Annotated in this window: 13 protein-coding genes, 1 tRNA gene and 1 pseudogene; 7 read left to right on the plus strand and 8 right to left on the minus strand. The window is 65.4% G+C overall.

Annotated elements, in window-relative coordinates:
* Positions 1-24: 24 nt before the first annotated feature.
* Positions 25-1212 (minus strand): SDR family oxidoreductase, encoded by a 1188-nt coding sequence (locus tag ACZY0R_RS30355; protein WP_488863603.1) that lies wholly within the window; start codon positions 1210-1212, stop codon positions 25-27.
* A 277-nt stretch (positions 1213-1489) separates the two neighbouring features.
* Here ACZY0R_RS30355 and ACZY0R_RS30360 point away from each other — a divergent pair, with 277 nt between their 5' ends.
* Together ACZY0R_RS30360 and ACZY0R_RS30365 are read left to right on the plus strand one after the other, a co-directional pair.
* Positions 1490-2224, plus strand: coding sequence for a response regulator (locus tag ACZY0R_RS30360; RefSeq protein ID WP_488863605.1), 735 nt, complete (start codon positions 1490-1492; stop codon positions 2222-2224).
* Positions 2225-3555 (plus strand): annotated as a pseudogene (locus tag ACZY0R_RS30365) (ATP-binding protein). It begins immediately after the preceding gene.
* 302 nt (positions 3556-3857) lie between these two features.
* Here ACZY0R_RS30365 and ACZY0R_RS30370 read toward each other — a convergent pair.
* A tRNA-Met gene (locus tag ACZY0R_RS30370) sits at positions 3858-3933 on the minus strand.
* 129 nt (positions 3934-4062) lie between these two features.
* Here ACZY0R_RS30370 and ACZY0R_RS30375 point away from each other — a divergent pair.
* Together ACZY0R_RS30375 and rpsU are read left to right on the plus strand one after the other, a co-directional pair.
* Complete coding sequence (locus ACZY0R_RS30375) at positions 4063-4260, plus strand: cold-shock protein (RefSeq protein WP_006158572.1); 198 nt, start codon at positions 4063-4065, stop codon at positions 4258-4260.
* A gap of 34 nt (positions 4261-4294) precedes the next feature.
* Positions 4295-4507, plus strand: a complete 213-nt coding sequence (rpsU, locus tag ACZY0R_RS30380) for a 30S ribosomal protein S21 (RefSeq protein WP_006158571.1) — start codon at positions 4295-4297, stop codon at positions 4505-4507.
* 471 nt (positions 4508-4978) lie between these two features.
* On the opposite strand, the gene ACZY0R_RS30385 is transcribed toward rpsU, so the two are convergent.
* On the minus strand, positions 4979-5512 hold the full coding sequence (locus tag ACZY0R_RS30385) for a PaaI family thioesterase (protein ID WP_276289434.1): 534 nt from the start codon (positions 5510-5512) through the stop codon (positions 4979-4981).
* 204 nt (positions 5513-5716) lie between these two features.
* Between ACZY0R_RS30385 and nodI the strand changes: the two genes are divergently transcribed.
* Positions 5717-6628, plus strand: coding sequence for a nodulation factor ABC transporter ATP-binding protein NodI (nodI, locus tag ACZY0R_RS30390; RefSeq protein ID WP_488866268.1), 912 nt, complete (start codon positions 5717-5719; stop codon positions 6626-6628).
* Positions 6629-6652: 24 nt separating this feature from the next.
* Positions 6653-7510, plus strand: coding sequence for an ABC transporter permease (locus ACZY0R_RS30395; RefSeq protein WP_045235615.1), 858 nt, complete (start codon positions 6653-6655; stop codon positions 7508-7510).
* Here the strand turns inward: ACZY0R_RS30395 and ACZY0R_RS30400 are convergent.
* Positions 7450-7740, minus strand: a complete 291-nt coding sequence (locus ACZY0R_RS30400; protein WP_488863609.1) for a DMT family transporter — start codon at positions 7738-7740, stop codon at positions 7450-7452. The two genes, ACZY0R_RS30395 and ACZY0R_RS30400, sit on opposite strands and share 61 nt — an antisense overlap.
* A 44-nt stretch (positions 7741-7784) precedes the next feature.
* Between ACZY0R_RS30400 and ACZY0R_RS30405 the strand changes: the two genes are divergently transcribed.
* A complete protein-coding gene (locus ACZY0R_RS30405) occupies positions 7785-8051 on the plus strand; it encodes a hypothetical protein (protein WP_488863611.1) in 267 nt (88 codons plus the stop codon).
* 64 nt (positions 8052-8115) lie between these two features.
* Here the strand turns inward: ACZY0R_RS30405 and ACZY0R_RS30410 are convergent, their stop codons facing one another.
* From ACZY0R_RS30410 to ACZY0R_RS30425, 4 genes are all read right to left on the minus strand, one after another.
* Complete coding sequence (locus tag ACZY0R_RS30410; protein ID WP_488863613.1) at positions 8116-9321, minus strand: O-succinylhomoserine sulfhydrylase; 1206 nt, start codon at positions 9319-9321, stop codon at positions 8116-8118.
* Positions 9322-9693: 372 nt separating this feature from the next.
* The gene (purF, locus tag ACZY0R_RS30415) at positions 9694-11229 is read right to left on the minus strand and encodes an amidophosphoribosyltransferase (protein WP_045235617.1); all 1536 of its coding nucleotides are present in this window, start codon (positions 11227-11229) and stop codon (positions 9694-9696) included.
* Between the two features lie 95 nt (positions 11230-11324).
* Positions 11325-11822, minus strand: a complete 498-nt coding sequence (locus ACZY0R_RS30420; protein ID WP_045235618.1) for a CvpA family protein — start codon at positions 11820-11822, stop codon at positions 11325-11327.
* Positions 11823-11887: 65 nt separating this feature from the next.
* The gene (locus ACZY0R_RS30425; protein WP_488863615.1) at positions 11888-12616 is read right to left on the minus strand and encodes an SPOR domain-containing protein; all 729 of its coding nucleotides are present in this window, start codon (positions 12614-12616) and stop codon (positions 11888-11890) included.
* Positions 12617-12710: the final 94 nt, after the last annotated feature.

Raw genomic sequence — 12710 nt, forward strand, 5'->3', positions numbered from 1 at the left:
GCCGCCTTGCGGAGCGCGCGGCAATCATGACTTGAAGTCCCAGCTCATTTGTTCAAGGATGCCAACCCCGCGCGAGGTACGCATGCACTCGCTGACGTAATCGGTAATCGACAACGGCTCGAAATTGATCTTCTCCCGGATGCGCCGGTTGTCGAACACATAGCCAAGTTCGGCAAAGCCCGCATACAGCCGCAGGGCACGTTCGATCAGGCGCCGGTTGCTGATGCGCTCGGTACGCGCCACATCCAGCGCCAGGGCGGGAAGCTCGCTGACCGGGCACTTGCGGTAGGCCGGCGCGTCCTCGCTCGCAGCGGCCTCATCCATGGCGGCGACCACCTGCGCGATGGTCGGCGCGCGCGCGCCCGCGGAAAGATGGTAGGCATCGAAGCGCAGGCCGGGCTTGACCGCCAGCCGCAACAAGGCCTGCGCGCAGTCGTCCGCCGAGATCACGTCGATGCGGGTATGCGGGCCGGCGGTATAGCGGCGCGCCTGGTGGATGATCCGGAACAGCCAGAAGATGCTGGCCGACGGCTGCGTGCCCAGCACGGTGTGCCCGACCACGATGGAGGGCCGCGCCACCACCAGCGGCAGGTCCGGCAGGCTTCGGCGCAGCAGCACCTCCACTTCCTGCTTGCTGCGCGTGTAGGGCACCAGGTGGCTGGTGTCGTCATGCCCGGCATCCTGCTCCGAAACCCTGGTGCCGCGCTGCGTGCCGCAAGCCATCGCGGTACCGACATGGACAAAGCGCCGCAGGGCGGTACTGCCGGCAAAGCGAGAGGCAAAGCGCAGCGTGTCTCGCACGCTGATGCGCGTGACCTGCGGGTCTGTCGAGAACGAGGCCATCGCCGCGCAGTTGATCACCTGCGAGACACCGGACAGCCGAGCCGCGACGGCGGACGGGAAATCGCTGTCCAGCGCGCCGAGCAGCACATTATCCGCCGTGAGCCAATTCACGCGGCTGCGCAGCAGGCCGCACTGGACGGCGTTCTCGCGCAGGCGTGCCAGCGCGTCTGCCGTATCGCTGCCCCGCGCGAGGCAGAGCAAGCGCCGCGCAAGGCCGGCATTGATGGCGGCCACCATCACATTGCCGCCGATAAAGCCGGTGGCGCCGGTCAATAACAGGCTGTCGACGCCGGGCAGGCGTGCGTCGCAGACATGCGGCCGGACAGCAAGTTCCTGCGCTGCCGGGCTGGCGTGCCAATCCCACATCATGGCGCTCTCCTCAGATGGTGTAGTTGACCGGACTCATGCCGAAACGCGCTGGCTTGCCCAGCCTTGGCGCTCGCCCCTGTTGTCTTGTTTGCTGTTCCACGGATGCTCCGCCTTGATGCCGAAGCACGCAGATTAGGGACGGCACGCCGCGATGTCTGTGCTGAAATCGAGCGAAATTTTGTTCAAATGTGCAAATTTGTCCGGAAGCGTCTCCGCCCCCCAATGCGGGCCGCTGGCCGGATAGAATCGGCATTTTTCGGCCCCTGGGAAGCCTGTCATGAACGACGCCATGGCCAAGTACAAGGTGTTGCTGGTCGAGGACGATCACCGCCTTGCGCAACTTGTCAGCGAGTACCTGAGCAATTACGAGTTCACGGTGGAGGTGGTGCGGCGCGGCGATATCGCGGTAGCGGCCGTCCAGGCCCATCGGCCCGCCCTGGTCATCCTCGATCTGATGCTCCCGCACATGGACGGCATGGAGGTCTGCCGCGGTATTCGCGCCTTCTCGCGCGTGCCCGTGCTGATCCTGACCGCGCGCGTGGACACCTACGACCAGGTGGCGGGGCTGGAGATCGGCGCCGACGACTATGTGGTCAAGCCCATCGAGCCCAGGCTGCTGGTAGCGCGGGCCCGCGCCCTGCTGCGGCGCGCCGCCGCCGAGCGGGTGGCCGTGCCCGCCACGCCAATGCAAAGAGACCACGAACTAGTATTCGGCGCGCTGGTGATTTCACCGCCTAACCGGCAGGTCACCTGGCGCGGACAGGAAGTGGACCTGAAGACCACCGAGTTCAACCTGCTGCTGATCCTGGCACGCGCCGCCGGCACCGTACTGAGCCGCGACGACATCCTCAAGGAGCTGCGCGGCATCGAATTCGACGGCATCGACCGGACCGTCGACTCCGGCATCTCCCGGCTGCGCCGCCGCTTCGAGGACGCTTCGCCCGAGCCGCACAAGATCAAGACCATCTGGGGCCGCGGCTACTTGTTCAGCCCATCGGCATGGGAGGAATGAATGGTCCGCTCGCTACTGAAGTTCTATTTACTGATGATGCTGGCTGCCGCCGCGGCGGTGGTCGCCATCAACTACACCTTCATTCCGCTGTTCCACGAGCAATTCACCGAGAGCGAACGCGTGAATCGCCAGGGCTATGCGTTCGTCCTGTCCGAATACCTCGCCCAGCACCCGGGCGAGTTGCGCAAGGGCGCGCTGGAAAAGCTCCAGGCGCATGCGCTCGAACGGTTCAAGCTGGCCGACGATGCCGAACTGAGCCGGCTGGATGCGCGCCAGCGCCAGGATATCGCCGACGGCAAGCTGGTGCTGAGCTACGACGCCAAGGACTATTACCTGCCGCTGCGCGACGGGCAGGTACTGCATGCGCACAGCGTGGACGTGGACAACACCAACGTCGACGTGGTGGCCTATGCATTGATTGCCTTCGCCACCCTGCTCTCGATCGTGGCATGGGTCTGGTACCACTGGCGCGACCTGGACAAGCTGCAGCAGGCGGGCAGGGATTTCGGCCGCGGCAAGCTGTCAACCCGCGCCGACCTGCCCAGGCGCTCCAATATCTCGGAGCTGGCAATGCAATTCAATGAAATGGCGGAGCAGATCGAAGCGTCGATCATGCACCAGCGGGAAATGATGCACGGCATCTCGCACGAGCTGAAGACGCCGATCGCCCGGCTTGAATTTGGCATTGCGCTGCTGCAGTCGGCTGGCGCCGGCGAGGAGGAGCAGGCACGTCAGGCCCAGCGCCTGGAAGACCTGCGCCGCGACGTGCGCGAGCTTGATGAACTGGTCACCGAACTGCTGACGCTCGGCCAGCTCGAGCAGGGTGCGGCCCCGATGATGCTGATGCGGGTTTCGGTCGGCGAGCTGATCGACAGCGTGGCGGCCAGCGTCGCCAACGAGGTGGCCGACCACAAGCTGACGCTGTCCGTGCACGCCAGTGGCCCCCAGCCTCACCACGTCTGCGATCCTCGGCTGGTGGCGCGGCGCTCCTCAACCTGTGCCGCAACGCCACCCGCTATGCGCGCAGCGCCATCCAGTTGCGCGCCGAGACGGATGCCGCTGGCACCCTGTGCCTGACGGTGGAGGACGACGGGCCCGGCGTGGTGCCGGAGGAACGCGCGCGCATTTTCGAGCCTTTCCATCGGCCGGATTCCAGCCGCAACCGGCACACGGGCGGCTTCGGCCTGGGACTGGCCATCGTGCGGCGCATCGCGCTGCTGCATGGCGGCCAGGTCGGGCTGGACAGCGGCAGCGCGGGGGGCGCGCGGTTCGTGATCACGTCGCCCGCCATGGATGAGCCAGCGGTTGCCGCCGGCGCGCAGGCGGCTTGAAGGTGCTTGAAGGAGATGCGTAATGAAACGTCCGGAACCCGCAGGTCCCTCGCCTGCGGAAGGCCGCCCATGAAGTGGTCGACGATCGCGGCCGTGGTGCTTTCCTGGGTGGGCGCCTGCGCGGCGGCCGGCTGGCTGGCCATGGTCTGTGCCTGATGGCGCCTGTTGGCGCTTGTTAGCGCTTGTTAGCGCTTGGTAGCAGTTACTGGTGCTTATGGACGTCCCAGTGACGCAAAAGGCGCAGGCATGCAAAACAAAAAAGCCCGCCGGACTACTGGCGGACTTTTGAGTAGAATATTGCCTGGTTGCGGGGGCAGGACTTGAACCTGCGACCTTCGGGTTATGAGCCCGACGAGCTGCCAACTGCTCCACCCCGCGTCAGAGGGGCGTACTATACGCCACTCTCGTGGGTTTGCAAAGCGTTTTCAGCAAGCTTTCTTGACAGCGTTTACGTAAACGTGTAAAAGCAAGTGGGCGCATTCTTTGCGCTCAAAAAAGGATTTTTCCATGGAAACTGGTACCGTCAAGTTCTTCAACGCCCAGAAGGGTTTTGGCTTCATCACCCCGGACGCTGGTGGCAAGGACTTGTTCGTCCACATCTCTCAGGTTCGCGGGGGTGCTCCGCTGCAAGATAACCAGCGAGTGCAATACCAGTCGCAACAGGGCAAGAAGGGTCCTGAAGCGGCCAATGTTTCCCCCGTTTGAACCCGCCGCTTTGCGGCAATGCTAAAGGACAGAATTGACTAAGATCGTCTTGAAACCCGGTGAGCCCGTTGAAGTTGCAATGCGGCGTTTCCGTAGGGCCATCCTCCAGACCGGCCTGATCGTTGAACTCAAGAGCCGTACCGCTTACGAGAAGCCCACGACCGAGCGCAAGCGCAAGAAGAAAGCCGCGGAATCGCGCCTTCGCAAGCGTCTGCGCATGCAGATGTTGCCGAAGAAGATGTACTGATTTCGGCACCGCAAGCGGCGAGCGCGCTCAGACGCGATTTGCCGCCGGCCGCATGAAATCCGCCAGCCACGCCTGGCGGATTTTGTCGTTTTAGCGGCGCCGTTGGCTGTCCGGTCCTTAACGGGCCAGACATTCGTCGACCGGCCCTGATACCGCCCTGCCCATCTTTCCGCCAGGATCGAGCGCGGCCGGCGAAATGCGTGCGTACGTCCGTAGCGCATGGTGCCTTCCCCTCCCGATTTGCCCCCTTGCATTCATGAGTAGCTGTTGCCCGCAAGTGCCGGCGTATGACAGGACTCAACCCGTGTGCCCGGTTGGATCGTAGGCGCCCGGTTCGAACAACTGCGCTCCCGCGTGACGCCGAGACATCGGCTAGCCGCAGGCGGCGAGCGAAAAAACGGGCCGGCGAGCTGGCGCGCGATCGGCAGCACGGCTGCGCGCGCCGGCGGGGGCGGCCGGCCTTGCCGCACATCAGCCTGCCGGCATTGGGAATACCAGGCAGGTGGTGGTGGCGTAAGCGTACAGCTTTCCCTGCGTGTCGATGATGCGGCCCTCGGCAATGCCGATCTGCGTGGTCAGGCTGATGACCTTGCCCTCCGCGCGGATCGGACCGGTCTTGCTAGTCAGCGGGCGCACATAATTCACCTTCAGTTCCAGGGTGGTATAGCCCTTGCCCGCCGGCAGCATGGTGTGGACGGCGCAACCCACGCAGGAATCGAGCAGGGTCGCGGCGTAGCCGCCGTGCACGCTGCCGATCGGGTTGTAATGCTGCGCGCCGGGCGTGCCCTGGAATACGAAGCGCCCTGCCTCAAACTCCACCGGGACGAAGTCCATCAGTTGCGCGATCGGCGCGCCTGGCAGCTTGCCGGCCATCATATCCTCGAAAAACTGCAGCCCGGCGCGCTCGCTCAACTGCGCCAGCGTCGCCACGCCGGGCTCGCCCAGCCGCGCACGCGCAACGCGCTCAGCTTCCTGCCACTGGGCCAGTGTGTCTTGCGCACTCATTGTCTTGTCTCCATGGTTTGCTTTGGTTCGTTGTCTTGCGCCCCTGCCCTCGCGGTCAGCTCCCTGGCCATGCGCTGCCGGCAGCGAACCCGCAAGATAACCGCATCCGCGAATTCTTGCTGCAACGCGCCACAAAGCATCCGCGCCACTGCCTGCATAATGGCGGATATTGCGCCCGTGGCGCGCCTCACCCTCGCTCCTGCCTTGACTGCCATTCTCGAACTACGCAATGTAAGCAAGCAATACGGCGACGCGGTCGTGGTCGACGATCTCAGCCTGAGCGTGCAACGCGGCCAGTGCTTCGGCCTGCTGGGCCCGAACGGAGCCGGCAAGACCACCACGCTACGCCTGCTGCTGGGCCTGACCACGCCGGCTTCGGGGACGCTCACGCTATGCGGCGAGCCGATTCCGCAGCGCGCGCCGCAGGCCCGCATGCGCGTGGGCGTGGTGCCGCAGTTCGACAACCTCGACCCCGACTTCACCGTGGTGGAGAACCTGCGCATCTTTGGCCGCTACTTCGGCCTGGAGCGCGCCGAGATCGAACGCCGCGTGCCCGCGCTGCTGGAGTTCGCACGGCTCGAAAGCCGTGCCGGGGCGCAAGTGCGGGACCTCTCGGGCGGCATGCGCCGGCGCCTGACGGTGGCGCGCGCACTGATCAACGACCCCGACCTGCTGGTGATGGACGAACCCACCACCGGGCTCGACCCCCAGGCGCGCCACCTGATCTGGGAACGCCTCAAGTCGCTGCTGGCCAGCGGCAAGACCATCCTGCTGACCACGCACTTCATGGAGGAGGCCGAGCGCCTGTGCAACTACCTGTGCGTGATCGACAGCGGCCGCAAGATCGCCGAAGGCAAGCCGCATGAGTTGATCGACAGCCAGATCGGCTGCGATGTGGTGGAAGTGTATGGTGACAACCTCGACTCCTTGCGCGGCGAACTGCACCCGCTCGCAACGCGTACCGAGATGAGCGGCGAGACGCTGTTCTGTTATGTGAAGGAGCCGGCGCCCCTGCTGGCCGCCCTGCATGGCCGGACCGGCGTGCGTTACCTGCACCGGCCCGCCAACCTGGAAGACGTCTTTCTCAAGCTGACCGGCCGCGAGATGCGCGACTGACCCGGGACCGACAACGGATTGAACATGAGCGAACAAGACCCCCGCCCCGCAGCCGCGCCGGCCGCAGCCGCGCCGCGGCATGCCCCCGTGCAGCGGCAGCATTACCCGCAGCCACTGCTGCCGATGAACATGCGCAACTGGACCATGGTCTGGTACCGCAACTTCATGGTGTGGAAGAAGCTGGCGATCCCCTCCATGATCGGCAACCTGGCCGATCCGATGATCTACCTGTTCGGCCTCGGCCTCGGTCTTGGCCTGCTGGTCGGGCAGGTCAACGGCGTGTCCTACATCGCCTTCCTCGCGGCCGGCACCACGGCGTCGAGCGTGATGATGTCGGCGAGCTTCGAGTCCATGTATTCCGCCTTCTCGCGCATGCATGTGCAGCGCACCTGGGAGGCCATCATGCATGCGCCGCTGACGCTCGGCGACGTCGTGCTGGGCGAGATCATGTGGGCGGCCAGCAAGGCCGTGCTGTCGGGCCTGGCCATCATGCTGGTGGCGGGTGCGCTGGGCTATGCCCATATGCCGGGCGCGCTGCTGGCCCTGCCCGTCATCGTGCTGGCGGGCATCGCGTTCGCCAGCCTGGCCATGATCGTCACCGCGCTGGCGCCCAGCTACGACTTCTTCATGTTCTACCAGACGCTGGTGATGACGCCGATGCTGCTGCTCTCCGGGGTGTTCTTCCCGCTGGAGCAGCTGCCCGCGGGGGCGCAGGCAGCCACCCAGGTGCTGCCGCTGGCGCATGCGGTGGCGCTGATCCGCCCCATCATGCTCGGGCGCCCGATCGATAACCTGGCACTGCACATGATGGTGCTCGGCGCCTATGCCGCGGTGGCGCTGGTGGTGGCGCTGATGCTGCTGCGCCGGCGGCTGCTGCGCTGAAGGCGCGCGGCAGTGGCCGGCTCCTGGAAGAGTATGATGCCGAGCACGGCCGCGCCCACCGCGCCGATGCCGGTCCACACGGCGTAGCCGGTGCCAACGGGAATCTGCTTGAGCGCCAGCGCCAGCAGGATCACGCTCGGCCACAAGCGCGAAAAGCCTTCGGTGTACTTGAGGCTGATCGCCCACACCACTTCAAACAGGCCCGCGAGGGCAAGCAGTGTCCATGCCATTTCGAATGTCCGTCAGCGTTGTCCCAGCGCGAAAAGATACGCCAATGCGACGCCTCGTGCACGCCGGCCTGCGCCGCATTGCGCGCGTGGGGGCCATGCTGGCCTTATTGAGCACGGGTGCCGGCCTGGCGGCATGCAGCGTGGTGGGCGCCACCGTGGCGGTGGGCAGTGCCGCGGTGTCCACGGTCACCACGGTCGGTTCGGCGGCGGTCAGCGTGACGTCGACCGCGGTCGAGACAACTTATGATGTGACCAAGGCTGGCGTGAAAGCCGTGGCCGGCAGCAGCGACGAGGCCGCGCCGGCGCACTGAGCGCCTTACCGCGGGATGCGCTAAGCGATGGGGGGAGGCATGCGATAGCCGGGTCCCGCCGGTCTCAACTCTGCAGACCGCGCAGCAGGTCCGCCTTCAGGTCGGCCACCGACTCCAGGCCCACCGCCATGCGGATCAGCCCTTCGCCAATACCTGCCGCCGCCTTGGCTTCCGGGCTGACACGCGCATGCGTGGTGGTGTAGGGATGGGTCACGGTGGTGCGCGTGTCACCCAGGTTGCCGGTGATCGAGCACACCCTGGTGTTGTCGATCACGCGCCAAGCATTGGCGCGCTGCTGCTCCGGCGTCTCGCCCTTGAGCTCGAACGACACGATGGCGCCGCCGCCACTCTGCTGGCGCAGGGCGACTTCATACTGCGGATGGGATTTCAGCGCCGGGTGATACACGCGCGCCACGGCCGGATGCGATTCCAGGAACTCGGCCAGCGCCAGCGCGCTGGCGCTGTGGCGTTCCATGCGGATCGCCAGCGTTTCCATGCCCTTGAGCAGCACCCACGCATTGAAGGCCGACAGCGTGGGGCCGGCCGTACGCACGAAGGGAAAAACCTTGCCCATGATGAAATCGTGCGTGCCCAGCACCGCGCCGCCCAGCACGCGGCCCTGCCCGTCGATATGCTTGGTGGCCGAGTGCACCACGATGTCGGCGCCGAACTTCATCGGCTGCTGCAGAGCCGGCGAACAGAAGCAGTTATCCACCACCAGCAGCGCGCCGGCGTTGTGGGCGATGTCCGCCACCGCGGCGATGTCGGCCACTTCGGTCAACGGGTTGGACGGCGTCTCCAGGAAGAACAACTTGGTGTTCGGCTTGACCGCCGCGCGCCAGGCCGCCAGGTCGGTGCCGTCGACGAAGGTGGTCTCGACGCCAAACTTGGCGAAGATATTGGAGAACAGCGTCATGGTCGAGCCGAAGATGGCGCGCGAGCTGACCAGGTGGTCGCCCGCCTGCATCGACGACATCACCACCGACATGATCGCGCTCATCCCGGACGCGGTCGCCATGCAGGCCTCGGCCCCTTCCAGCGCGGCCAGGCGGCTCTGGAACATGGCCACGGTGGGATTGGTGAATCGCGAGTACGTGAATCCCGTTTCCGAATTGGCGAAGCGTTCGGCGGCCTCGGCAGCGCTGTTGAAGCAGAAGCTGGAGGTCAGGTACAGCGCCTCCGAGTGCTCCATGAACTCGCTGCGCATGGTGCCGGCGCGCACGCCGAGCGTATCGATGCCGAGGGAGTCGAGAGGAAGCGGTTCGTTCATGATGGGGAGGCGGTAGTACCCGCGCGGTTATCTGTGTAAGAGGTGAGCCTGGCCGCGTACTGGCGGCAGCAATAAAAAAGCCCGTACGATCATTGGCCGGGGGCCGAATCGACGGGCTGCTTGTGTTCTTGGGGATAGGCCCCGCGCTGCGGCGGGAAGCCGGCTTGCCATTGTGCCTTTGCTGCGCACAACCGGTAAGCCGGTGTTCCGCTTTAGCTGTTTCGGGCATTTCCCTGTGACGGGCAATTTCCTGTTCCGGGATAAGAACCAAACTCCGGCAGGACCCGCGTCCGCAAGCTGACAATCAAATCGACGCCCGGCAATGTTACGGCCGGGCCCCGCCCTGCGTCAACTCCGCGGGTGCGCCGCGCCTTACTCGTTACCGCCCGAGCGCTGCAAGTGCAGTTGCGAGCGCTCACCGTCACCGAGGCCACCGGTGCCGTCGCGATCGGCCTGGCTGCGCGCGGTTTCCAGGCGCTCCAGGTAGGCTTCGTCGATATCGCCGGTGACGTAGCGGCCATCGAAGCACGATGCATCGAAGTCCTTCAGCGCCGGATTGATGTCGCGCACCGCCTGTTTCATCGCTTCGACATCCTGGTAGACCAGCTTGTCGGCGCCGATGATCTTGGCAATCTCTTCGTGGCTGCGGCCATAGGCAACCAGCTCGCTACGGGTGGGCATATCGATGCCGTACACATTGGGGAACTTCACCGGCGGCGCGGCCGAGGCGAAGATCACCTTGTTGGCGCCGGCGTCGCGGGCCATCTGCACGATCTCGAAGGAGGTGGTGCCACGCACGATGGAATCGTCCACGATCAGCACGTTCTTGCCCTTGAACTCCACGCCCATGGCGTTGAGCTTCTGGCGCACCGACTTCTTGCGCACCGCCTGGCCGGGCATGATGAAGGTGCGGCCGATATAGCGGTTCTTGAAAAATCCCTCGCGATAGTTCACGCCCAGCTTGTTGGCCACCTGCATGGCGGCCGGACGGCTGGAATCGGGGATCGGCATCACCACGTCGATGTCGCCGGCGGAGACTTCGGTGCGGATCTTTTCGGCCAGGTAATCGCCCATGCGCAGGCGCGCGTCGTACACCGGCACGCCATCGATGCACGAATCAGGGCGGGCCAGGTAGACGTACTCGAAGATGCACGGCGTAAGCACCGGGTTATCGGCGCACTGCTGGGTGTAGAGATTGCCGTCGAGGTCGATGAAGATGGCCTCGCCGGGCGCCACGTCGCGCTCGAGCTTATAGCCGATGCCTTCGAGTGCCACCGACTCCGATGCCACCATCCATTCCTTGCCGGTCGGCGTTTCCACGCTGCCCAGGCATAGCGGACGGATGCCGAACGGATCGCGCACGGCCAGCATGCCGTAGCCGGCGATCTGCGCAGCAATGGCGTACGAGCCACGCACGCGGCGGTGCATGCCCGCCACGGCCTTGAAGATCGTGGGCGGGTCCAGCGCAAGGCCGCTGCTGGCGCGTTGCAGCTCGTCGGCCAGCACGTTGAGCAGCACTTCGGTGTCGGAGTGCGTGTTGATGTGGCGGCGGTCGCGGCTGAACAGTTCCTCGTGCAACTGCTTCCAGTTGGTGAGGTTGCCGTTATGGGCCAGGATCACGCCGTAAGGCGCGTTGACGTAGAACGGTTGGGCTTCTTCCTCGCTCGAGGCCGAACCGGCGGTGGGGTAACGCACCTGGCCGATGCCGGCGGCACCGGGCAGGCCGCGCATATTGCGCGTGCGAAACACGTCGCGCACCAGGCCATTGGCCTTGTGCATGTGGAAGGTGCTGCCGTTTGCGGTAGCGATGCCGGCTGCATCCTGTCCGCGGTGTTGCAACAGCAGCAGGCTGTCGTAAATCAATTGGTTAACGGGCGTGGAAGAAACCACACCGACGATACCGCACATGCCAAGCTCCCAGGAAAGGCGTTTGAATCGGGGCGGCCCCACCCTGTAGGGCAGAGCCTGCGTACTACCAGCCGGACGGTCTGCCCGGCCTCATGTCATGTCTTGACGTATTTGGCGACTTCAGGCGGCAGCCACGGCCGCAGCGACTCCATCGCCTGCATCACGTAGGGCCGGGACAGCGCATCGCGCCAGAACGCCTCCTCGGGCAGCTTGGTGAGCCCGGCCAGGGTCACCACGAACATCACCACCAGTGCGCCGCGCACAAGCCCGAACACCAGCCCGAGGCCGCGGTCGGCGGGCTTGAGCCCGGTACTTTCGAGCAACTGGCCCAACACCGTGCCGGCGAGTGCCGCAGCAATCACGGTGCCGATGAACAGCACCCCGAAGCCCAGCGCGCTGCGCGCCAGCTGGCCACCTGGTACCGATTCGGGAATCCAGCCTGCCGCGGTCCCCGCGAAATGGTAGGCGACCAGGAACGCCACCACCCAGCCGATCAGCGAGAGCACCTCTCGCACCAGCCCGCGCAACACGCCGATCAGGCCTGAGGCAATCAGGATGAAAACAACGCTGTAATCGAAAAAAGTCGGCTGCATGCGTAATACGGTGTCCCCGGTGCCCCGGTATGGCGGCTGGCGTTCGGTCCAGCCCGCCCTTGGCATTACTGTTCGACCACCTTGGCGGTCAGGCCCACGGCGCGCACTCGCTTTTCGGCGGCATCAGCCGCGTCGCGATCCGAAAAAGGGCCGGCACGCAAGAGCACGCGCTCGCCGTCGGCCAGCGTCTTTTTCTCGATGTAGGCCGGCACTTTGCCCGCCTTCAACTTGCTCAGCCAATCCTTGGCCTTTACCTCGGAGGAAAAGGCGCCGATCAATACCAGGAACTTGCCGCTGCCCGGCTTGGCATCCGCGCGGACAACCGGTTTGTCCGCGGCCTTCTCGGCAGGCACCGCTGCCGCGGCGGCAGGCTTGGCCGGTGCCGCGTCGGCAACCAGCTCCTCGCCGGCATCGAGCGCCTGGCTGTCGAGCCTGGATTGCGGCGCGGGCGGCAGCGGATTCGCCTTGCGGGCATCGGGCTTCACCTTGCCGCCGGCCCCGCCCGGGCCACCATCGATCTTTACCGAAATATTGTCGACGACTGGCCTTGGCTGGGTCTCGAATACGATCGGCAGCACGATGACGGCAGCCGCCATCAGCACCACGGCGCCGATCAGGCGCCGGCGCGCCCGCTGCTTCTGCGGGAATTCCGGGTCGAGCGTGTCATCTGCGTACTCCTCGGCCAGGCGTCGCGACGAAGCGATGCCTGCACCCGGATCCGAACGCGAGCGGCGAGTGCGCTCCGGTGCCGGGGCGTTGCCCTTGCGGGAAGAAAACAGCGAAAGCAGGCCCATAGATTGGTTCGGTGCGACGGCCGGAAACCGGCCGTTGAAATTGTCGCTCAGATGCGCGGCGATTTGCCCCGGTGTTAGCCCCGGAAAACTGCCC

It is taken from the genome of Cupriavidus sp. F041 (genome assembly GCF_057814235.1).